This is a genomic window from Pantoea sp. WEP, from assembly GCF_041678305.1.
GTDB lineage: Bacteria > Pseudomonadota > Gammaproteobacteria > Enterobacterales > Enterobacteriaceae > Pantoea > Pantoea dispersa.
Genome location: NZ_JBGNXB010000001.1, coordinates 1,312,235 through 1,334,046 on the forward strand (window position 1 = coordinate 1,312,235; position 21,812 = coordinate 1,334,046).

Below are 21,812 nucleotides of genomic sequence, written 5' to 3' on the forward strand. Positions count from 1 at the left end.
AGTCTGAAAAAGTGCCAGCGAAAGGTTGCGCAGCATTTTCTGCTAAGGACAGCGCCCGGAAAAGTCCGGGCGGGTAAACGGTTACACCAAAATTTGCTCAATGGCGGCGATCTCGTCCGCCGTTAATTCAGGCTGGCTCAGCATGTCGACGGCATCATCAATCTGCGCGGTTTTACTGGCACCAATCAGCACCGACGTGACGCGCGTGTCGCGCAGCACCCAGCGCAGCGCCATTTGCGCCAGCTTTTGACCGCGCTGCTGTGCCAGCGCCTGCAGTTGCTGCACCTTCGCCATCTTCTCTGGCGTTAGCTGGTTTTCGTTGAGGAATTTGCTGCCGCTGGCGATGCGCGAATCCTGCGGAATGCCCTGCAGATAGCGGTCGGTCAGCACGCCACCGGCCAGCGGCGAGAAAGCAATACAGCCGACGCCATTGTCGCCCAGCACGTCCAGCAGACCCTGTTCCGGCGTGCGTTCGAACATCGAATAGCGCGGCTGGTGGATCAGGCAGGGGGTGCCGAGATCGCGCAGCATGGCGATAGCGGCGGCGGCTTTATCCGCCGGGTAGTTCGAAATCGCCGCGTACAGCGCTTTACCCTGACGCACCACCTGATCGAGCGCGCGCATGGTCTCTTCCAGCGGCGTTTCCGGATCCGGACGATGATGGTAAAAGATATCCACGTACTCCAGCCCCATGCGCTTCAGGCTTTGATCGAGGCTGGAAATCAGGTACTTGCGTGAGCCCCAGTCGCCGTACGGACCGTCCCACATGGTGTAACCCGCTTTGGTGGAGATCACCAGCTCGTCGCGCAGGCCGTGAAAATCTTCGCGCAGAATGCGGCCAAAGTTGCTCTCCGCAGAACCGGGCGGCGGCCCGTAGTTATTGGCCAGATCAAAATGGGTAATACCGCGATCGAACGCGTGACGCAGCAGCGCGCGGCTGTTGTCGACGCGCGTGCTGTCGCCAAAGTTGTGCCATAGACCCAGCGAAATCGCCGGCAGCTTCAGGCCGCTGCGGCCGCTGCGGCGATACTGCATCTGATGATAACGTTCGGCGTGGGGAAAAGTACTCATGCAGCGTTCCTGTCTCAGGTGGGAGAAAGTGGCATCAGCATAGCAGTGTATGCGTTTACACTGCGCCGTAACGCGGCAAAGATCGCAACTTACAGAATTTTCTGTCGTCGTAACGAATGCTTGCCATGCATGACAGCGCGATGATGGTGAAAATCTCGCCAGTTCAGCCACATCGCTAATACTCCTGATCATTCCCCCTCACAGGAGCGGTCGATGAACACTCTTAACGTTGGCGACTATTTACTGCATCGTTTGCACCAGGCGGGTATCCGCCATCTGTTCGGCGTACCCGGCGACTACAACCTGCAATTTCTCGACAGCGTCATTGACCATCCCGGTATTACCTGGGTCGGCTGCGCTAATGAACTCAATGCCGCCTATGCGGCCGATGGTTACGGTCGCTGCAACGGCGCGGCCGCGCTGCTGACCACCTTTGGCGTCGGTGAACTTAGTGCGATTAACGGCATCGCCGGCAGCTACGCCGAATATGTGCCGGTTATTCACATCGTCGGCGCTCCCGCCAGCCACGCCCAGCAGCAGGGCGACTGCGTGCATCATTCGCTCGGCGACGGCGATTTTGGCCATTTTCTGCGCATGGCCAAGGAAGTCAGTGCCGCCAGCGCGGTGCTGAGCGCCGACAACGCCGTGGCTGAAATTGATCGGGTCATCGCTGGCGCGCTACAGCAGCACCGTCCGGGCTATTTGCTGCTGGCGGTGGATGTCGCCGCCGCCACGGTAACGCTGCCGTCAGCCAGCGCCAGCCCGGTACCGGCTGAAAACCGCGACGTGGCGCAGGCGTTTGCCGCAGCGGCGGAGCGCCTGCTGGCACCGGCGCAGCGCGTGGCGCTGCTGGCCGATTTTCTCGCTGCCCGCTGGCAGCTGCAGGCACCGCTGGCTGAGCTGCGTGCGCTGCGCGCCATTCCGGCTGCCACGCTACTGATGGGCAAGGGCGTGCTGGATGAGCAGCAACCGGGCTTCGTCGGCACCTACGCCGCCAGCGGCAGCCGCGAAACCGTGCGCGCGGCAATTGAAGACACCGATGTCACCCTGTGCGTCGGCGTGCGTTTTACCGACACCCTGACCGCCGGGTTTACCCAGCAGCTGTCGGCGCAGCGGGTGATTGATCTGCAGCCGTTTCATGCCAGCGTCGCCGGAGAAACCTTTGCACCGCTGAGCATGGCGCAGGCGCTGGCCGCGCTGCTGCCGGTTTATCAGCGCCACTGCGCGCACTGGGCTACAGGCGTGGCCGACATGCCGGACGATGCACCGCCCGCTGCTGCTGCCGTAATCAGTCAGCAGGCTTTCTGGCAGGCGATGCAGCGTTTCCTGCAGCCCGGTGATATTATCCTTGCCGATCAGGGCACGGCGGCGTTTGGCGCTGCCGCGCTGCGTTTACCGCATGATGCGCAGCTGCTGGTACAACCTTTATGGGGTTCCATTGGCTATACTTTACCCGCCACCTTTGGTGCCCAGACGGCGCAGCCCGACCGGCGCGTCATTCTGATCATCGGCGATGGATCGGCGCAGCTGACCATTCAGGAACTGGGATCGATCCAGCGCGACGGCTTAAGCCCGATCATTTTTCTGCTGAATAATGAGGGATACACTGTCGAACGCGCGATCCATGGAGCGGAACAGCGCTACAACGACATCGCGCAGTGGAACTGGACCGCGCTGCCGCAGGCGATGAGCCTGAATTGTGCGGCTCAGAGCTGGCGCATCAGTGAAACGGCGCAGCTCGACGCCGTGATGGCGCTGCTCAGCCAGGCGCGTTGCCTGTCACTGATTGAAGTGGTGATGGAGAAACAGGATTTGCCGCCGCTGCTGCGCACCGTCACGGCGGCGCTGCACCAGCGAAATAGCCACAAAGTTTAGGACAGTTGCCTCTGTACAGTTGGGCTGGCGACAGTCAGGCTGTGCGTCGCACTGAATGACCAACGCTCATCGTGCAAGGTGAGCGTTGTTGTTTTATTGGCAGGCTTTTATAGTGTCCTGCACTTGTTTATGACCCAAGCGGAGCAGCAGAAGAATGACAAAATACGCCCTGGTCGGCGATGTGGGCGGCACTAACGCTCGTCTCGCCTTGTGTGAGGTGGAGACCGGCGCCATCTCCCAGGCCAAAACATTCTCAACATCAGACTACGACAACCTTGAAGCAGTTATCCGTCACTATCTGGATGAGCAAAAACAGGACATTACCGACGGCTGCATCGCCATCGCCTGTCCGATTACCGGCGACTGGGTGGAAATGACCAACCACGACTGGGCTTTCTCAACGCGTCAGATGAAGGAAAGTCTGGGCTTTGCGACGCTGGAAATCATCAACGATTTCACCGCGGTTTCCATGGCGATTCCGATGCTGACCGCACAGGACGTCATCCAGTTCGGTGGCAAAACGCCGGTGCAGGATAAACCGATTGCCATCTACGGTGCCGGCACCGGGCTCGGCGTCAGCCATCTGGTGCACGTTGATAAGCGCTGGGTCAGCCTGCCGGGTGAGGGCGGTCACGTTGACTTCGCGCCAAACAGTGAAGAAGAGGATGCGATTCTCGAAGTGCTGCGCGCCGAACTGGGTCACGTTTCTGCCGAGCGCGTGCTGTCGGGTTCCGGACTGGTTAACCTGTATCGCGCGATTGTGAAATCCGATCAGCGCGAGCCGGAAAACCTCAAGCCCAAAGATGTCACCGAGCGGGCACTGCAGGACAGCTGCATTGACTGCCGCCGCGCGCTGACGCTGTTCTGCGTCATCATGGGACGGTTTGGCGGCAACCTGGCGCTGAACCTTGGCACCTTTGGCGGCGTCTACATTGCCGGTGGCATCGTGCCGCGCTTCCTCGAGTTCTTTAAAGCGTCCGGTTTCCGTGCGGCGTTTGAAGACAAAGGCCGCTTCCGCGATTACCTCGTTGATATCCCGGTCTACATGATTACTCACGACCAGCCGGGCCTGCTTGGCGCCGGTGCCCATCTGCGCCAGGCGCTGGGGCGCGTGCTGTAATCTGACGGGCGAACGGCTTCCCGTGCCGTTCGCCTTCAAAGATGCATCAGCTGGCGAAACGCCTTTACCTTGCTGCGACTCACCGGCACCTGCGCATCCATATCGCGCAGCTTCACCAGATAGGTGTTGTTAAACCACGGTTCGATCTCGCCAATCTTGCTCAGATTAACGCAGTAGGAACGGTGGCAGCGAAAGAACATCGACTCAGGCAAACGGCTGCAAAACTCGCTGATCGCCATCGACATCACATAGGCTTCGCGCCGCGTGTAGACAAACGTCAGCTTCTCATGCGCTTCAACGTAATAGATATCGTTAATATCGGTCACGATAATGCGCTCATCTTTAACTAAATTCACCGTTTGCGGCGCGCTGGCTGCCGGATTGTGCTGCTGCGCCTGCTGCTGTTGTGCACTGGCCTCCAGCTTGTTCAGCATGGTGATGATGCGCGACTCGTGATAAGGCTTGAGGATGTAGTCAAACGCCTGCAGTTCGAAGGCCTCGACCGCGTGCTCTTTCCACGCGGTGATAAACACAATTAGCGGCTTATGGATAAACTGGTTGATGTTCTGCGCCAGCAACATGCCGTCCAGCGACGGGATGTTGATATCGAGAAAAATCACGTCCACCCGATGAGTCTGCAGATACTTAAGCACTTCCAGCCCATCATCAAAGCAGGCTTCGATGCTGATCTGGCTATGCTGCTGGATCATCCAGCTTAGCTCCTGCTGCGCCAGGAATTCGTCTTCGACAATAATGGCTTTCACGCTGAGGTTTCCGCTAACGGGGTGAGCGGGCCGGACAGCCGCTGACCACTTTTGCTGAGGGTAAAGGCGATTTCCGTACCGGGCAGATGACGGGTGATGGTTAAGCCGTGGCCGGACAGCAGTTTCACCCGGTGATGCACATTCAGCAGGCCAATTTTGTTGCCCGGCATTTCGTTGCGCGCCACCCGGCTGACCACCTCTTCGCTGATGCCGGCACCGGTATCGCGCACCGCCACGCGCACGCGATCGCCCAGATCTTTCACGCTCAGCGTGACCACGCCTTTGCCACGGCAGGGCTGAATACCGTGCACGATGGCATTCTCCACCAGCGGCTGGATCAGCAGGCTGGGCAGCGAAAAGTGCAGATCCTCATCGATGTCGTAAATCATCGACAGCTTGTCGCCAAACCGCGCCTGCTCAATGGCGATGTAATCTTTCACCTGCCACAGCTCTTTTTTGATGTCGATGGGTTCATCGTCGTTGAGTTCCAGGTTGTAACGCAGGTAGCGCGACAAATTAATCACCAGCTGGCGCGCCGTGTCCGGGTTCAGGCGAATCGATGAGGAGATGGCATTCAGCGCGTTAAACAGGAAGTGCGGGTTGATTTTGCTTTGCAGCGCGCGCAGTTCGGCTTTATTGGCCATTTCGCGCAGCTGCTCGGCACGCGAGACTTCCAGCTGCGTCGAGATGATTTGCGACAGACCGACCGCCATCTCTTTCAGTGAACCAGTAATACGATGGGCGCGGCGATAGTAAATTTTCAGCGTGCCGGTCACTTCCCCTTTTTCCCAAAGGGGAATCACCAGCATTGAGTGAATGTCTTTGGTGCGGTGTGCCTCATCATTATTCTTAATGATAATTTTACCGCTGGCGATCGCCTGCGCGGTGGTCGGACTGATGCCGTCGTCGCCGTTGTGGTAGTTCTGCTCGCCGTAGCCGACGTAAGCCAGAATCTGTTTGGTGTTAGTGATCGCCACCGCATCGGCATGGATGTCGCTGCGAATGATGGCGCACACTTTGCGCAGCGAGTCGCTATTAACCTGACGAAACAGCGGCAGGGTTTTGTTGGCAATCTCCAGCGCCAGCTTGGCCTGACGCGCGGCAATCGCCTCCTTTTCCCCTTCGACGCTCTGCACCAGCAGCACAATCAAACCAATGCTCGACGCGCCGAGAATCATCGGCAGCGCAATTTCCGACACGATGGTTAAACCAAGTGACATCGGTTTCGCCCACAGCACGATCAGCAGCATGGTCAGGCTTTCACACAGCATGCCGCCGAGGATGCCGGCGCGCCAGCGCTGCTCTTTGCTGACGAAGCGGTTGATGGCGCCGGCGGCGATACCGGCGACGATGCTGGTAATCAGACAGGGCACCGAGGTGATGCCGTCGATATCAATCAGGAAGCGGTGCACGCCGGCAATCACGCCGGTTGCAATGCCAACCCACGGCCCGAACAGAATGCCGCCCGCCATCACCGCAATCACCCGGACGTTGAGCAGTGAGCCGTCTACGTTGATGCCGGACCAGGTGCTGAACAGCGCAAACAGCGAGAAGATGGCGGTCACCACGGCTTTTTCGCCGATTGAGTGTTCATCTTTTTGCAGTAGCTGACGAAATACGCGGGTGCGGGTCAGGAAGAACAGGCAGATCAGCATCAGTGCGGCGCGGTCAAACACCGCCAGCAGCATGTCGAAATGGGAAGGCACGGTGTTCTCCGGAGCAGGCAAGGTTGCGGACATGATAAAAAATGTGATCGCGATCCGCCAGCGTCCCGGCAAGCTGCAGACGTTTCTCATAGCCTGGATCAATTTTTAAGGTGCGTGCTGCTGGTGGGCATCAATGCGCAACCTGCAAGACCGCGGATGCACTGCAGGGTCACCATTTATGGCGACCAGATATGAAGGTGCGCGCTGCCGGTGCGCATGAATGCGCACCCTACAGGACCGCGGATGCACTGCAGGGGCACCATTTTTGGCGACCAGATTGGAAGATGCGCGCCGTGTAAAATTGGCCGCTGACACACCGTAGGGGCGCCATTTATGGCGACCAGATCCGCCCGTCACATCCGATCCTGAAGGAGAGCAAGGCAGATTATCCGGTTAGAAATCTGAAAAGAGGAAATCCTGAGTGCTAAAAAGAGGATTGCTGAAAGCGTGCAGCGGTCACTGGTTGTCACGGATGCGGTTTGCTATGTTGCCGTAAGCACAATAGCGGAGCGTGGCCATGCAATTACTCACCCCTCGTTTGTCCCTCAGCCGTTTACAGCCGGAAGACTGGCAGATTTTCAAAGCGGTACATGAAGATGCCGCGACCATGACCTGGGTGAGCGAGATCCCCGATGAAAACGACATCCGCCAGCGCTTTAACGAGCGGCTGGCACCGTGGCAACCGAGCAGTTTTCACATGCTATGCCTGGTGGCGCGCCTGCGCGACAGCGGTGAAGCGATTGGTCTGTTTGGCTGCAGCGCCGAGTGGCATCCGTATCGTCAGGCCGAAGTGGGTTACATGCTGCGCCACGCCTGTACCGGTCAGGGCTACGGCAGCGAAGCGTTGCAGGCATTGTGCACGTTCCTGCTGCAGGCCGACTTCCACAAACTCAAAGCGCTGGTGATTGAGGGCAACTGGCCGTCGCGGCGCATTCTGGAAAAGAACGGTTTCGCGCTGGAAGGTACGCTACGCGATAACTACCGGCTCAACGGCCAGTGGGTAAACGATTGGGTGTTTGGGCGCTTAAACGAAGCAGGCTAAGAAAATTTGCCGTTCCCCCCTCGACAATATTGTTATCAGCGCGTTATGTTCTTGTTTCGGTCACGGCAGTGACCAGCGTCGCTCGGACGGTCCGGGCGCTAACGTAATCCAGAGGACATCATGGCTGATAACAGCACACCCCGTCGTTTCTCGCGTATTGAACGTCTGCCCCCCTATGTATTTAACATCACGGCTGAATTGAAGATGGCTGCGCGACGGCGCGGCGAAGACATCATCGATTTCTCCATGGGCAACCCCGATGGCGCGACACCGCCGCACATCGTGGAAAAGCTCTGTCAGGTGGCACAGCGTGAAGACACGCACGGCTACTCTACCTCCAAAGGGATTCCGCGCCTGCGCCGCGCCATTTCGCGCTGGTACGCCGAGCGTTACCAGGTGGATATCGATCCGGAATCTGAAGCCATCGTTACCATCGGCTCGAAAGAGGGCCTGGCGCACCTGATGCTGGCGACGCTCGATCACGGCGACACCGTGCTGGTGCCCAATCCCAGCTACCCGATTCACATCTACGGTGCGGTGATCGCCGGCGCGCAGGTGCGCTCGGTGCCGCTGGTCGCGGGCGTCGATTTCTTCAATGAGCTGGAACGCGCCATCCGCGAAAGCTACCCGAAACCGAAGATGATGATCCTCGGCTTTCCGTCCAACCCGACATCGCAGTGCGTGGAGCTGGACTTCTTCGAGCGCGTCATCGCGCTGGCGAAACAGTACAACGTGCTGGTCATCCACGATCTGGCCTACGCTGACATCACCTATGATGGCTGGAAAGCGCCCTCGATTATGCAGGTGCCGGGCGCGCGCGATGTGGCGGTGGAATTCTTTACCCTGTCAAAAAGCTACAACATGGCAGGCTGGCGCATCGGCTTTATGGTCGGCAACAAAGAGCTGGTGGCGGCACTGGCACGCATCAAAAGCTATCACGACTACGGCACCTTCACACCGCTGCAGGTGGCGGCGATTGCGGCACTGGAGGGCGATCAGCAGTGCGTGCGTGATATCGCCGAGCAGTATAAACGCCGGCGCGATGTACTGGTGAAAGGGCTGCATGAGGCGGGCTGGATGGTCGATCTGCCGAAAGCGTCCATGTACGTCTGGGCGAAAATCCCCGACCATTACGCGCATCTGGGCTCGCTCGAATTCGCCAAACGGCTGCTGCAGGAGGCGAAAGTGTGCGTCTCGCCGGGCATTGGCTTTGGTGACTACGGCGATACCCACGTGCGTTTTGCCCTGATTGAAAACAGCGATCGTATTCGTCAGGCGGTGCGTGGCATTAAAGCGATGTTCCGCGCCGACGGTATTTTGCCGGGAACGGTAAAAGCGGTGGAAGAAGCAGAGTAACTACAAATCGGGGCGACTGAGCGGTCGCCCCGGCTGGCGTCTTTACAGCATCAGCACGAAGGTGCCGACCCAAAGTAAGACGAAGAAAGAGATTCCCATCAAGGCGTATTTCACAAAACAACTCCTCTGAGCGGTTACAATGATGGCGATCCCAAACCAGCGTAACCCGAACAGAATAAGAGAAAGGTGGAGTTCATCATCGCTACACGCTTTCTACTCAGGTCGCTCCGGGCTGCCCCGAAACAGGATCGAGCGCTAATTTACGCGGAATCGATCCGAAAATAAATAGGTCACTTCTGAGAAGTTGCTCACATTTTCATCGGGTCTCAATCTGCGGAATCGCCGACATGCCGACACGTAATTGCGCCAGATCGCTCTGATGCGGATCCAGCACAATTTTCACCGGCAAACGCTGAACCACTTTAGTGTAGTTGCCGGTGGCGTTATCGGGGGCAATCGCGGAAAACGTGGCGCCGGTAGCGGGGGCGATACTGTCAACGTGACCGGTGAAGGTCTTGCCGGGCAATGCATCAATCTTCACCACCACTCTCTGGCCCGGGCGCACATCCGCCAGCTGCGTCTCCAGATAATTGGCGGTGATGTAAGTCTGCTGTAGCGGCACCACGGCCAGCAGACGCGTACCCGCGCTGACCCAGGCTCCCACGCGCACCGAACGCTGACCCACCATGCCATCCACCGGCGCAATAATACGCGTATAAGAGAGATTCAACCCGGCCTGGTCGACGCTGGCCTGCGCCGCCGCGACATCAGCCTCCGCCTGACGCAGCGCGGCCTCAAGCACCTTCACCTGCTGTTGGGCCGCCGCCAGCGCTGCTGCGCTCTGGCGCACCGTGGCGGCGGCGGAACGCTGGGTTGAGCTGGCTTTCTGCTGATCGTCAGCGGCTATGGTGCCGCTCTTGTACAGCTGGTTGTAGCGCGCCGCGCTCTGTCCGGCATACTGCGCCGATGCCTGACTGGCGGCCAGCGTGGCGCGGGCCTCGGCAATGGTGGACTGCTGCTGGTCGAGCTGCGCCTGCGCGCTCAGCCGTTTGGCGTCGCTGACCTGCAGATTGGCCCGCGCGGTCTCCAGCGCCACGCGATAGTCGCGGTCGTCGAGCGTCGCCAGCACGTCGCCAGCCCGCACGCGCTGGTTATCCTGCACGTTGACGTGGGCAATGTAGCCGGACACCTTCGGGGCCACCAGCGTGTAATCGGCATTCACCCAGGCATCATCAGTGCGATGGTCGTTGCCGGTCATGGCTGACCAGAGCCAGAACGCCATCGCCAGCAAAACCAGCAGCAGGGCGCTCAGCAGGATTGTTCGTTTCATAGCAAAAGCGTGCATAACAGTTATTCCGGAGTTTTGGTAACAGGTTGAATCAGGGTTTGCGGTGGCCAGACGCGTTTCGCCAGGCACAGCGTCAGCACTAACAGCCCGACAGCGAAAGCGATCAGCATCAGATACGCATCGCTCAGGCTCAGCACCATCGCCTGATGCTTCAGCAGGGTGGCGAAGCCGCTGAGATTGGTCGCGTTGCTGGCGCTGCCGTCGGCCAACAGCGGCAGGCTGCTGCTGGCCTGCTGGCTATCCGCTGCGGTCATCAGCCAGATGCGACTGGCCGCCTGATCGACCAGCACGCTGGAGTGAAACTGCTCGCGATGGCTGATAAACCACTCCACCAGCGTGCTGGCGGCGATGCTGGCAAAGCCGCGTACGGTATTGAACATGGCGGAGGCGAACGGTCCTTCCGGCGGCGCGACCACGCTGGTGGCGCTCATCAGCACCGGCAGAATCACCATCGGCTGACCAAACGCCTGCAAGACCTGCATCAGCCAGAAGTTTTGCCGCGCCCAGTCGGTGGTAATCTGCATGCCGAGCAGGCAGGCGGTCGCCAGCAGCAGCACACCGGCGCTCAGCACCCAGCGGCAGTCAATCCAGCGGATATTCAGCAGGCTGGCGACCAGCGGTGCAATCAGCAGCTGTGGCAGGCCGATGGTCAACGCCAGCGGCGCGAACTGCAGTGTGCGAAACCCCTCCACCTGACCAAAATAGGCCGACGGCAGCGCCGAACCGGACAGCGCCAGAATCAGTACACCCGCCAGCGCCAGCAAACCGTGCGACAAATTACGCCGGCGCAGCATCTGCAACTTAAACAGCGGCAGCGGGTGAAACCATTCATTAATAAAGAACACAATCAGCAACGCCAGCGCGCTGAATAATAGGGCGACAAACAGCGGCGAGCTGAGCCAGTCGAGACGCTCACCCTGCGTCAGCGCCAGAATCAGCAGCGCCATGCCCGAGCAGCCGCTCAGCATGCCGAACAGGTCAATCTGTTTAAATCGCTCAGTGCGCAGCGGATCCTGCGGCAGACCCCAGCCGATCAGCAGCATGGCGATCAGCATGGCCGGCACCACCTGCCAGAACACAAACATCCAGCTGACGTCATCGGTCCAGAACGCCGCCAGCGACGCCGCCAGATTCGGGCCAAACGTGGCGGTGAGGGCGTAAGCACTCAGCCCATAAAGTTTGATCGGCGGTGGCAGAAAGCGCAGCGCCACCGTCATCAGCAGCGGCGGCAGGGCGCCGCCAAACAGTCCCTGCACCACGCGTAGCGCAATAAACAGCGGAGCCGTAGGCATGAAGGGCAGCAGGACACCGCACACCATGAAACCGGCCGACACCGCCAGCGCGAAGCGGCGCAGCGAAAAGGTGACGGCGAACCACGGTGCAATCATCATCGCGGCGACTTCCGCTGCCTGATAGGCCGAGATAATCCAGCTGCCGTCATCGTAGCTAATGCCGACTGCGGCACGAATATCGGCCAGCGCGATGTCGGTGACGCGATCATTTAATCCGGAGGTCAGCGCGGCGATCAGCACCCCCACCAGCCCCAGCGCGAGGCGCAGGGTAAAAGGATGCGGTGCCGGTGCCGCGACGGGCTGGGCATTCATAGCAGGTGTCTCGTTATTGGTTGATGCAGTGTATTGCGATGTGATACAGCTCGCATCTTACATTTCGATATGGTGTATTGCAATGTGATACAGGGTGTAAAAGTGCGATCGTTCGCGCTACAGTAGGGCAGGCCAAAAAGGAACGTATCATGGTAGAACCTCCCTCAAGCCGTGAGGATGAAAAAGCGGGTGGCATTCAGGTCATTGCGCGTGCGGCAAAAATTTTAAATGCGCTCGGTGAGCATCCGGGCGGCATGAGTCTGGGTGAAATTGCGCAGGTGGTCGATCTGCCGCGCTCGACGGTGCAGCGCATCGTGGCGGCGCTGGATAGCGCGCAGCTGGTGCGCAGCGGCGGGGCAGGCGGACTGCGCCTCGGTCCGGCGTTGCTGAAGCTGATCTCCAGCGTGCATAGTGACGTGGTGGAAATTGTCCGGCCGTTCCTCGAACAACTCTCGGCGGAAATCAATGAAACGGTATCGCTGGCGCGGGCCAGCGGAACGCAGCTGGCGATTGTCCATTACGTGGTGGCCACGCGTGAGCTGCGCGTGGTGCCACACATCGGCCTGAATCTGCCGCTTTACAGTACGTCCGGTGGTCGGGCGCTGCTGGCGCTGGAGAGCGACGAAGATGTGCGGGTGATGGTCGGCGAAGCTTATGCGGAACTGACGGAAATGACGGTAAAAACGCTGCCGCAGTTGCTGACGCTGATTGCCGAAGTACGCGCCAGCGGACTGGCTATCGATCGCGGCGAAACGCTGGAGGGCATTTCCACCATGGCGGTCGCGATTGATACGCTGTTCGGGCGCTTCTCGATCTCACTGCTGGTGCCGACGGCACGTTTTCACCGCCAGGAAGCGCATTACCGGACAGCGCTGATAAAGTGTAAAGAGGCGCTGATTCGCGAAATTGGCAAAATAACTGCTGCGGAAGGATAACCGATTGATGAAAACCTTGCTGATGGCCATCGATAACTCACCGGTGGCGGAAAAAGTGATCGCTCTGACCATTGAACAGGCGCTGGCGCAACAGGCGCAGGTCACCGTGCTGTGCTGTGTCGATCCGGCTTATTCGTCGTGCAATCAACCGATTGAGATCGACGCCGGGGAAGACCCGGACGATTTTGTCGTGGCGCAGGATGAACAAAACACGGCTGAAATGGTGGTACGCCATGCGCTGGCACCGCTGCTGCGCGCTGGCATTGACGCACGCGGGCTGATTCTGGCCGGTGAAGCGGCGGAAACCATTGTGGCGCAGTCTGAGGCGTTGCACGCCAGTATGATTATAATGGGCCGTCGTCACCTGTCGCCGCTCAACCGCCTGCTGAAAGGCTCGGTAAGCGCAGCAGTGATTGAACGCGCCAGCTGTCCGGTTTTAATTGACGTTCGCAAGGATTAATGTCGCTCCATGTTCTCGCTTTTCCCGCTCACGCTGGCCGCTTTTGTGCTGCTGGCGATCATCATCGTGATACTGCTGCGCACCACCGCGCTGCGCGTCTGGCAGGGTGTCCTGCTGTTTTTGCTGCCTGTGCTGCTGGCCAATCTGCTGTGGTTTAGCTGGCTGCATCCGCGTCAGGAGCGCGAGGCGCTGGCGGCGCAGGTGGCTACCCAACTGAGCGACGCGCCGGGTTATCGCGTGCTGAAAGTGCAGGAGCCGGCGCTGTGGCAACTGCTCAATCGTGAGCTGCAGCACAAGCTGGCAGAGGGCGTACCTGCGGAGCAGGCGCTGGGCGATATGCGCGGTTGGCTGATGGATTTGGTGAATCAGCGCATGGCGCGCGCCAGCGATGCGGCGATCATCAACTACATCCGCGTTTCTGTGCAGGAGATGCAGGCGCTGCAGCAGCAGGATACGCAGCGCTGCTTCCGTTTCCTCTATCCGCAGGTCAGCGGTGGCGTCAATCTGCAACAGGTGCTGTCGCCGGAGCTTAATCAGCGCGATGGTGAAGCGCTCGAGGCACTGCTGCAAAACAGTACCGGCGATGAGCTGGCGGTGGATCAGCCTCAGGCGCAGCGCGATCTGCAGCGCGTGGTGGAAAAACTGTATGGCAAGTGGGGCGATAAGCTGCAGCAGCTGAATATGCCGGCGGATACGGCGGTGGATCGCGGCACGATGTGCGCGATGTCGATTGATCTTTACAGCGGAATTCTCGCATTGCCGGACAAACAAGCGGCCAATCTTTTGCGTAAGATGGTCAGCCTTACCGGATAACGGGCGAAAAAAAGCCCGCTCAGCACGGGCATAAAGGTCACTTTCAGTATGTCTTTTTGTGGGTATCACCTGGTGTGGTGCAGACTTCGTTTTGTCTGAAGTCATCTTCTCACTGCTGATGTGATAAGGAAAACCGTTTGGTTTTATTGATTTGATTGGCGAAAGCTTTGCATTAATCGGACATTTCGCGTCTTTTTCCTATAGAGGCGTGTGGCGTTGCCTTTTACACTGCAACGTCTGATGAGGACATCCTAATGAATAAAATGCTTATTAGCGCGTTAGCGCTTTTTATGCTGGCCGGTTGTAGTGTCAGCAAACCCGGGGGTTTTGAGCGTGTAGATGAAGATGCCCGTTCAAATACCGTACAGTATCGTTACGATCCACAGAAGCTGGATAAAGATGCGCTGGAACTTGATCTGGCGAATTACTGTAACCAGCGCGGCTTCGATAAAGTCGAATCGCTTCCGGCGCAGGACAGCAATTTGCCTGGCCTGAAGAAAGTCTGGTATCAATGTAATTACGCGGTGAAAAGCTAAAAAATAAGGGCGGGATTGATTCCCGCCCTTTCTTTATTCATTTTTTATTATGTGCTGTGTGTGCTTTGCCCAATTACCAGTGACGATAGCCGCCATGGCCGTGATGCCAGCCGCCGCCGTGCCCGTGGCCCCAGCCGGGACCGCGTCCATGGTCGTGCTCGATAATACACCCGCTTAGCATGGTCATCATCGCCACCACCGAAGCGACTTTTATTAACTTCTTCATGGAGAGTCCTCCTCTTTTCCAATGAGGCCAGATTAACCGGAAAAAGTGGAGTGAAGATGCAGTGAATGTAGAGTTATTTCCGTAATTATTACCAGATATGTCAATTAAAAGCTAAAAGTGACAGGGCGGGAAATAAACCAATCGGAATAAGCTGAATAGCGCCTGATAATAACCCGATTACTCTGAAATGCAAGGTTAAATAACAGTCATTCTCAACGCGTGATCAATTCTGTGGTTATCAGTAAAAAGCCTGCCGTGCATTTACACGGCAGAGTGGGTGAATTAATTATGCAGTACCGGCGCGACCAGGTTTTGACGATTTGGCAGACGGATACTGAGCGACAGCACCAGCGAGATCACCAGCAGCGTCATAATCAGACTGAAGGTCACGGTGAAGCCGCCGAACACCGAAGCCACCAGCGAGCCAAGTACGCTACCGATGCCGAAGCCGAGATAGATCAGGCCGTAGTTTTTGGTCAGGTTGTTAAGGCCGAAGAAATCGCTGACCAGTGACGGAAAGACGGTGATGGTGCCGCCAAAGCTGAACGCCACGCAGGCCAGCGACAGGAAGAAGGTGGTTTCATTCATGTGGGTGAACAGCAGGATGCTCATGCCGCTCAGCGAAACCAGCTGTGCCAGCGAAATGACCCGGATGCGCGCCATTTTGTCCGACAGCACGCCGAGAATCAGTCGTCCGCTCAGGTTGGCAATGGCAATTACCGTCACCGCATTGGCCGCCGTTTGCGTACTCAGGTGCACCAGGCCTTCACCAATATCCTTCGCTACGCCAATCACATACAGACCGCTCATGCAGGCCGTCAGGAACATCAGTGCCAGCATCCAGTACTGCGGCAGGCGCACCGACTGCGCCAGCGTGAACTCCTGTGTGGCCTGCTGCTGACGTGAACCGGCCTGCTGTAGCGGCGCATCGCGCATCATCAGGGCCCCGGCAATAATCATCGTCATCGCCAGCACACCCCAAATCACAAAGGTATTTTCCAGCCCCTGAGTGCTAAGCAGCGCGCCACAGATAAATTTAAAGCCGAGACTGCCGAGGCCGTAAGCGCCGATCGAACAGGCCGAAATCAGCCCTTTGCGCTCCGGAAACCACTTCACGCAGTTAGAGAGCGTCATCAGATAGCCCGCGCCATCGGCCAGCCCGACCAGAATGCCGGCGCTCAGGTACAGCATCATCAGGTTGTCAGCATGGGCGGTCAGCCAGAAGCCAATCGCCATCAGAATGCCTGCACCGATGGTGACGTTGCGCACGCCAAAGCGCTCCTGCAGCTTGCCGGCCAGCGAGGAGGCAATCGCCAGACCAAGACTGAGCAGACCAAAGGAAAAAGCCACCTGGCTGACTGGCGCATCCAGCTTCTGCGCCAGCTGGCCGTTAAACAGGCTCCAGGTATAAACCGAGCCGAGCGCGAACTGGGTAATGATGGTGCCTGCCAGGGTAAAAATACGGACACGCTGATGATTAGGGGTAACGGCTGTTGTCATTTTTCTCTCTCCCATCCGGGAATACGGAATCTGCAGCGATAATAAGCCTCACGCGGGCGCGGGTGGTGCGGACGGGCGTGAACGGAGCGGGAGACGGAATGAAATGCTGTGAAACCGGTATGAATGGCATTGCGCCTTTGCTTAAGCGCAGCGCGGATGTCGTCACATGAACAGGCATTGCGACAGGTGAGCATGTGTAACAGGGTGTTTTAAGCGCAGCATCTGCGCGGCAAAACACAGGAACTTTGCCAGGCTTATAGTTCACTCAACAGGAGGAAATATGAAAGACCGGGCATATGAATCCGTATCCAGCGGGGATGAGGTTTGCTGCATCATCGGTCAGGCGGTTATCGAGTTAAGCGATGAACAGCAGCCTGTGACCAGGTCCACCCTGTCGCTGAAATTACTGGCGATGGCCGACCGCGACAGAGATGATGAACGCGTTCTGCTTTACTGGATTGCCAGAAAAGCCATAAACCAACCTCACCAGCTCAACATCGGCGTCGGGGGCTGGCGCTAGAGGAGTGACAGAGCGGGCGCCAAGCCCGCTCTTGCTTCAGGCCAGACGTAACCGGCGATGAGCCGGCCAGCGCACGAACATCACCATGTTCCCTGCCAGAATCATCACCAGTCCGACGATGGCATTGCTATGCCACTGATAGCCTTCATACAGCGTCGAAAGCGTCAGCGCCACCAGTGGAAACAGCAGGGTGCTGTAAGCCGCCTGGCTGGCACCGATGCGCCCCACCAGCGTGAAGTAGGCACCAAAGCCCAGCACCGAGCCAAACAAAGCCAGATAGCTCATCGCCCCCAGCCACTGCAGATTGAGTGCCGGTGCCAGCGCGTCGCCATTCACCAGCGCCAGCACGGCCATGATCAGCGCACCGTACAGCATGGCGTAGCTGTTGGTGGTCAGCACGTCGCGCTGACGACGTTGATGGCGGGTAGAAATCATATTGCCGAAGGAGAAACCGAGCGTGCCCAGCGCGCTCAGTCCCACGCCCCACAGCAGCTGCGGCGCAACATGGGCTGACTGAATATCCTGCCAGAACAGCGCAACAATCCCGCCGAGGCCCAGCGCGGCGGCGGGCAGCAGGCGGAAAGGCGGGCGCTGGCGGAAAAAGATCCAGCTGTTGAGCGCGTTATACAGCACCGCCATCGAAAAAATCACCGACTCCAGTCCGGTGCTGATCATCGCTGCCGCGTGGTAAAAGCAAACAAAATTAAAACCGAATACGCAGCCGCCCTGTAACAGACAAAACAGGTGGTCACGCGCATCCAGCGTACGCAGACGCTTCAGCAGCCGGAGAAGCACCAGCATGGTCAACGAGGCGAACAGGAAGCGCCAGAACACCGCCACCAGTACCGGCGTATCGGCAGCCTGCTGCTGCAGAAAAATCGCAATCCAGGTGGTGCCCCAAATCAGCACCACCGCGAGGTATAACATCAGGTTCATCAGAAACTCTCCGGCGGAATCAGGCTCGCAGTGTGCCTGAGCGACAGGAGCGCGGCTTGCATGACTTTGCGCAGCACTTGCAAATTCTTGCGCTTTTTCCCGCCTGGTCCGGCATTGGCCTGTTTTCTGTCCGGTCAGTTGCGTAAACTACAGACATCAACCCAGAGAGCGATGTCAGACCATGCCGGAATATCAGACGTTTACTATGCTTCAGCGTCACAAAGCGCAGCTGCGCGATAGCGTGCAGCTGAGCGGCGGCATTCGGCTGGCGGCCTGGTTCAACAGTGGCGATCGCGTGACCAACCTCAGCGATCACCATACGCTTAGCCTTTATGTGGCTGACGGTTACGATACCTGGCACAAAACGCCGCACGGCTGGCGCAACGGCGGCGCGCCGGATCGCTTTTGCCTGATGCCGTCTGGCACCGAGTCGACCTGGGATCTGCGCGCGGATTTATCCTTCGTGCACCTCTACTGCACCGATGCGCATTTGCGTCACCTCGGTGAGCAGGTGTGGGATCGCAGTCCGGTGCAGCTTAACCTGCATGAGAAGATTTTTGCCGACGATGATCGCATCACCCAGCTGTATCGCCATTTTCTGCTGAGCGCCGACTGGCAGCAGCCGGCTAACCAGCTGATGCTGAGCAGCGCCTCAACACTGCTGATGACCCATCTGCTGCAGCGCTACAGTCAGGTAAAGTGGCAGCTGCCGCAGGTGCGCGGCGGACTGGCGCCGGCGGTATTGCGCCGCGTGCTGGCGCTGATCGATACGCAGCTGGATCAGCCGTTAACGCTGGCCCAACTGGCGGCAGAGGCGGCGCTCAGCGAATACCATTTTGCACGTATGTTCCGCAGCAGCACCGGCGAAGCGCCGCACCAGTATGTGATGCGCCGCCGTATGGAAGCCGCGCAGCAGTTGCTGCAATTCAGCACGCTGTCGCTCACTGAGATTGCCCTGCGCTGCGGTTTCCACTCCTCCAGCCATTTCAGCAACCGCTTCCGCCAGCTGCACGGCATGGCACCCTCGGCATGGCGTCAGCGCTGACGGGGCAGTTGCATTGAATTTTGCGAGAATTGCATTACTGATTACGCTACAGCGAGTAAATGCGGCTGCACATCCCTATGTGCCTGCTTAAACCAGTCAGGTGTTGCCTGAGTGAAATACAGCACTTAATACTCAGGATAGTACCAACATTGTCCCGCAGATGGATATTCGCTCAAATACCTGGGAATGATGTAGTACAAGGCTTGCGTCGATCTTTTTAACAGGGAGGTTTAACAGCATCAGATTATCGTCCTGTATAAAAATGCACGCTGCTGCTATCCGAAAATTTTAACTTTTTATGTCATTTCATCTGACGAAAATAATTAAACCTCGTTTATTCGAACGAAAAGAAATGTTGGAATTTGAAAAAGTGGTCTGTTTTTCACATGCTCAGTCACGTCCGGCCTCTCATTTTTGAACAAAGTACAAAATCAGATATTTCTCTTGATTGATGGCATTTTGAACAGAATCACGCCCTAAGCCAAATTGATCTCTCGTTGCATGTCCTTATCCCACAGGGCCTGAAGGGGTAATGCAAGAAAATTCTTATTAATCATGAAGATGATCTGGAGATGTTAAAATCGGGTTGTGTAATATTTTTTTACATTTTTCCGTTTCCGGTCAGACAGGGAACGTTCTTACACTGCGGCTATTGGGTTTTATCCGAAATTTTTCATTTCAGACAAATGCCTAAAAAATAGTGTCGATATGCTGGTGAATGGAATGCACTCGCTTTTAATTCCGGAGTTTTTATTCCCGTCGGAGGACGTGAACCGGGACGTTGTTCTGGCTGGGTTTGCCTTTCTTACTAATTTCTCACTGGCATTGACCGTTTCTATCATTCAATAGAACAGGGACAGCCATGTCTAACTCTTCCTTTCAGTCCGAAATCCCCAAGGCACGTATTAACTTAAAACTTGACCTGCATACCGGTGGCGCAAGCAAGAAAACCGAGCTTCCGCTGAAATTACTGGTGGCGGGCGACTTCAGTCATGGTCAGGCGTCCGCACCATTATCAGAGCGAACCAAAGTTAATCTGAATAAAAATAATTTTGACGCAGTGCTTTCCGAATATTCGCCCAAAGTCACGGTTGCCGTTAAAAATACGCTGGCCGATGACGGCAGCGAAGACAGCATCAGTCTGACTTTCCAGAGCATGAAAGATTTCTCTCCGGAACAGGTCTCCCGGCAAATACCTCAGCTGAAGGCCATGCTTTCCATGCGTAATTTACTGCGCGATTTAAAAGCCAACCTGCTGGATAACCAGGCCTTCCGAAAGGAGCTGGAAAAAATTCTGCTGGACCCGGCGTTAAGCGCAGAACTGCGCGCTGAGCTCTCAACTCTGGCACCAAATCAGCCATAACCATCACGATGATTTAACGGATTAATAAGGAAGATGCTGATGTCTGTAAATAATGAGAATGCGACGGGTGGCGAGAGCGTGGTGCTGGAACGTCCGGCAGCCGGTGGGGTGTATGCCACCCTGTTTGAAAAAATCAATCTTAACCCGGTTTCTGAGCTGAGCGCGCTGGATATCTGGCAGGATGCGCAGGCGATGTCGGATGCAACGGCGGATGAGCGTTTAACCGCCGGCATGCAGGTATTTCTGGAGTGCCTGAAAAAATCAGGCGCAAAAGTTGAAAAACTCGACAAAAACCTGATTGACCACCATATCGCCGCGCTGGATCACCAGATCAGTCGTCAGCTGGATGCGGTCATGCACAGCGAAGAGTTCCAGGCAGTGGAGAGCCTGTGGCGCGGCGTGAAATCGCTGGTTGATAAAACCGATTTCCGCCAGAACGTGAAAGTCGAACTGCTGGATATGTCTAAAGAAGATCTGCGTCAGGACTTCGAAGACAGCCCGGAAATTATCCAGAGCGGCCTGTATAAACACACCTACATTGATGAGTATGACACACCAGGCGGCGAGCCGATTGCGGCGCTGATTTCCGCTTATGAGTTTGATGCGTCTGCGCAGGATGTTGCCCTGCTGCGCAATATTTCAAAAGTGTCTGCTGCGGCGCATATGCCGTTTATCGGCTCTGCCGGCCCGCAATTCTTCCTCAAAGATTCAATGGAAGACGTAGCGGCCATCAAAGATATCGGTAACTATTTTGACCGCGCTGAATACATCAAGTGGAAATCCTTCCGCGAGACGGACGATTCGCGCTACATCGGTCTGGTGATGCCGCGTGTGCTGGGTCGCCTGCCGTATGGCCCGGACACCGTACCGGTGCGCAGCTTCAACTACGTTGAAGAAGTCAAAGGCCCGGATCACGACAAATACCTGTGGACCAACGCCTCGTTTGCCTTCGCATCCAACATGGTGCGCAGCTTCATTAACAATGGCTGGTGCGTGCAAATCCGTGGTCCACAGGCCGGTGGTGCGGTGCAGGATCTGCCGATTCATCTGTACGATCTGGGCACCGGTAATCAGGTGAAGATCCCGAGTGAGGTAATGATCCCGGAAACCCGCGAATTTGAGTTCGCCAATCTCGGTTTCATTCCGCTGTCCTACTACAAAAACCGCGACTACAGCTGCTTCTTCTCGGCCAACTCCACCCAGAAACCTGCGCTGTATGACACTGCGGATGCCACCGCCAACAGCCGCATTAACGCCCGTCTGCCGTATATCTTCCTGCTGTCGCGTATCGCGCATTATCTGAAGCTGATTCAGCGTGAAAACATCGGCACCACCAAGGATCGGCGTCTGCTGGAACTGGAGTTAAACACCTGGGTGCGCAGTCTGGTGACCGAAATGACCGATCCGGGCGATGAGCTGCAGGCTTCTCACCCGCTGCGCGACGCGAAGGTGGTAGTGGAAGATATCGACGACAACCCGGGCTTCTTCCGCGTCAGGCTGTACGCCATCCCACACTTCCAGGTAGAGGGCATGGACGTCAACCTGTCACTGGTTTCCCAGATGCCGAAGGCGAAATCGTAAGCGAAGGCAGG

The 21,812-nt window shown here is 57.3% G+C and carries 21 protein-coding genes; 12 read left to right on the forward strand and 9 right to left on the reverse strand.

Annotated features, from left to right (window positions below; genetic code table 11):
- Positions 1–81: 81 nt before the first annotated feature.
- Complete coding sequence (gene mgrA, locus ABVR31_RS06010; RefSeq protein ID WP_021508249.1) at positions 82–1,071, reverse strand: L-glyceraldehyde 3-phosphate reductase; 990 nt, start codon at positions 1,069–1,071, stop codon at positions 82–84.
- Between the two features lie 213 nt (positions 1,072–1,284).
- Between mgrA and ABVR31_RS06015 the strand changes: the two genes are divergently transcribed.
- Together ABVR31_RS06015 and glk are read left to right on the forward strand one after the other, a co-directional pair.
- On the forward strand, positions 1,285–2,946 hold the full coding sequence (locus tag ABVR31_RS06015; protein ID WP_288422154.1) for an alpha-keto acid decarboxylase family protein: 1,662 nt from the start codon (positions 1,285–1,287) through the stop codon (positions 2,944–2,946).
- A 154-nt stretch (positions 2,947–3,100) separates the two neighbouring features.
- The gene (glk, locus tag ABVR31_RS06020) at positions 3,101–4,066 is read left to right on the forward strand and encodes a glucokinase (RefSeq protein ID WP_021508251.1); all 966 of its coding nucleotides are present in this window, start codon (positions 3,101–3,103) and stop codon (positions 4,064–4,066) included.
- Between the two features lie 35 nt (positions 4,067–4,101).
- On the opposite strand, the gene ABVR31_RS06025 is transcribed toward glk, so the two are convergent.
- Positions 4,102–4,830 carry a LytTR family DNA-binding domain-containing protein gene (locus ABVR31_RS06025; protein WP_021508252.1) on the reverse strand — a complete coding sequence of 243 codons (729 nt, stop codon included), beginning with the start codon at positions 4,828–4,830 and terminating at the stop codon, positions 4,102–4,104.
- The gene (locus ABVR31_RS06030) at positions 4,827–6,518 is read right to left on the reverse strand and encodes a sensor histidine kinase (RefSeq protein ID WP_276523021.1); all 1,692 of its coding nucleotides are present in this window, start codon (positions 6,516–6,518) and stop codon (positions 4,827–4,829) included. Before ABVR31_RS06030 ends, ABVR31_RS06025 begins: the two co-directional genes overlap by 4 nt.
- A gap of 535 nt (positions 6,519–7,053) precedes the next feature.
- On the opposite strand from ABVR31_RS06030, the gene ABVR31_RS06035 reads away from it, so the two are divergent.
- Together ABVR31_RS06035 and alaC are read left to right on the forward strand one after the other, a co-directional pair.
- Positions 7,054–7,578: a GNAT family N-acetyltransferase gene (locus ABVR31_RS06035; RefSeq protein ID WP_031280018.1), complete on the forward strand. Its 525-nt coding sequence runs from the start codon at positions 7,054–7,056 to the stop codon at positions 7,576–7,578.
- Between the two features lie 120 nt (positions 7,579–7,698).
- Positions 7,699–8,934, forward strand: a complete 1,236-nt coding sequence (gene alaC / locus ABVR31_RS06040) for an alanine transaminase (RefSeq protein ID WP_059012156.1) — start codon at positions 7,699–7,701, stop codon at positions 8,932–8,934.
- Between the two features lie 42 nt (positions 8,935–8,976).
- Here alaC and ypdK read toward each other — a convergent pair whose 3' ends face one another.
- The 3 genes from ypdK to ABVR31_RS06055 form a co-directional block, all read right to left on the reverse strand.
- Positions 8,977–9,048, reverse strand: coding sequence for a membrane protein YpdK (gene ypdK / locus ABVR31_RS06045; protein ID WP_006120362.1), 72 nt, complete (start codon positions 9,046–9,048; stop codon positions 8,977–8,979).
- A 202-nt stretch (positions 9,049–9,250) separates the two neighbouring features.
- Positions 9,251–10,279 carry an HlyD family secretion protein gene (locus tag ABVR31_RS06050; protein ID WP_125311816.1) on the reverse strand — a complete coding sequence of 343 codons (1,029 nt, stop codon included), beginning with the start codon at positions 10,277–10,279 and terminating at the stop codon, positions 9,251–9,253.
- Between the two features lie 5 nt (positions 10,280–10,284).
- Entirely contained in the window at positions 10,285–11,886 is a 1,602-nt protein-coding gene (locus ABVR31_RS06055) for an MFS transporter (RefSeq protein WP_371221198.1), read from the reverse strand.
- A 149-nt stretch (positions 11,887–12,035) separates the two neighbouring features.
- Between ABVR31_RS06055 and ABVR31_RS06060 the strand changes: the two genes are divergently transcribed.
- The 4 genes from ABVR31_RS06060 to ABVR31_RS06075 all read left to right on the forward strand — a co-directional run bounded on the left by ABVR31_RS06060 (position 12,036) and on the right by ABVR31_RS06075 (position 14,630).
- Positions 12,036–12,821 carry an IclR family transcriptional regulator gene (locus ABVR31_RS06060; RefSeq protein ID WP_021509102.1) on the forward strand — a complete coding sequence of 262 codons (786 nt, stop codon included), beginning with the start codon at positions 12,036–12,038 and terminating at the stop codon, positions 12,819–12,821.
- A 7-nt stretch (positions 12,822–12,828) separates the two neighbouring features.
- Entirely contained in the window at positions 12,829–13,281 is a 453-nt protein-coding gene (locus tag ABVR31_RS06065; protein WP_058758371.1) for a universal stress protein, read from the forward strand.
- 9 nt (positions 13,282–13,290) lie between these two features.
- Positions 13,291–14,094 carry a hypothetical protein gene (locus ABVR31_RS06070; RefSeq protein WP_021509104.1) on the forward strand — a complete coding sequence of 268 codons (804 nt, stop codon included), beginning with the start codon at positions 13,291–13,293 and terminating at the stop codon, positions 14,092–14,094.
- A gap of 254 nt (positions 14,095–14,348) precedes the next feature.
- On the forward strand, positions 14,349–14,630 hold the full coding sequence (locus tag ABVR31_RS06075; protein ID WP_021509105.1) for a membrane lipoprotein lipid attachment site-containing protein: 282 nt from the start codon (positions 14,349–14,351) through the stop codon (positions 14,628–14,630).
- Positions 14,631–14,703: 73 nt separating this feature from the next.
- On the opposite strand, the gene ABVR31_RS06080 is transcribed toward ABVR31_RS06075, so the two are convergent.
- Together ABVR31_RS06080 and ABVR31_RS06085 are read right to left on the reverse strand one after the other, a co-directional pair.
- Positions 14,704–14,856, reverse strand: a complete 153-nt coding sequence (locus tag ABVR31_RS06080) for a hypothetical protein (RefSeq protein WP_021509106.1) — start codon at positions 14,854–14,856, stop codon at positions 14,704–14,706.
- A gap of 282 nt (positions 14,857–15,138) precedes the next feature.
- Positions 15,139–16,356, reverse strand: a complete 1,218-nt coding sequence (locus ABVR31_RS06085; RefSeq protein WP_371221196.1) for an MFS transporter — start codon at positions 16,354–16,356, stop codon at positions 15,139–15,141.
- A gap of 280 nt (positions 16,357–16,636) precedes the next feature.
- Here ABVR31_RS06085 and ABVR31_RS06090 point away from each other — a divergent pair, with 280 nt between their 5' ends.
- Positions 16,637–16,876: a hypothetical protein gene (locus ABVR31_RS06090; RefSeq protein WP_021313687.1), complete on the forward strand. Its 240-nt coding sequence runs from the start codon at positions 16,637–16,639 to the stop codon at positions 16,874–16,876.
- A 36-nt stretch (positions 16,877–16,912) separates the two neighbouring features.
- Here the strand turns inward: ABVR31_RS06090 and ABVR31_RS06095 are convergent, their stop codons facing one another.
- Positions 16,913–17,812 (reverse strand): DMT family transporter, encoded by a 900-nt coding sequence (locus tag ABVR31_RS06095; protein ID WP_021509108.1) that lies wholly within the window; start codon positions 17,810–17,812, stop codon positions 16,913–16,915.
- Between the two features lie 181 nt (positions 17,813–17,993).
- On the opposite strand from ABVR31_RS06095, the gene ABVR31_RS06100 reads away from it, so the two are divergent.
- The 3 genes from ABVR31_RS06100 to tssC all read left to right on the forward strand — a co-directional run bounded on the left by ABVR31_RS06100 (position 17,994) and on the right by tssC (position 21,801).
- Positions 17,994–18,857 (forward strand): helix-turn-helix domain-containing protein, encoded by an 864-nt coding sequence (locus ABVR31_RS06100; RefSeq protein ID WP_371221195.1) that lies wholly within the window; start codon positions 17,994–17,996, stop codon positions 18,855–18,857.
- Positions 18,858–19,719: 862 nt separating this feature from the next.
- Positions 19,720–20,220 (forward strand): type VI secretion system contractile sheath small subunit, encoded by a 501-nt coding sequence (gene tssB / locus ABVR31_RS06105; RefSeq protein ID WP_372772098.1) that lies wholly within the window; start codon positions 19,720–19,722, stop codon positions 20,218–20,220.
- A 33-nt stretch (positions 20,221–20,253) separates the two neighbouring features.
- Entirely contained in the window at positions 20,254–21,801 is a 1,548-nt protein-coding gene (gene tssC, locus ABVR31_RS06110) for a type VI secretion system contractile sheath large subunit (RefSeq protein ID WP_031280019.1), read from the forward strand.
- The last annotated feature ends 11 nt before the right edge of the window (positions 21,802–21,812 follow it).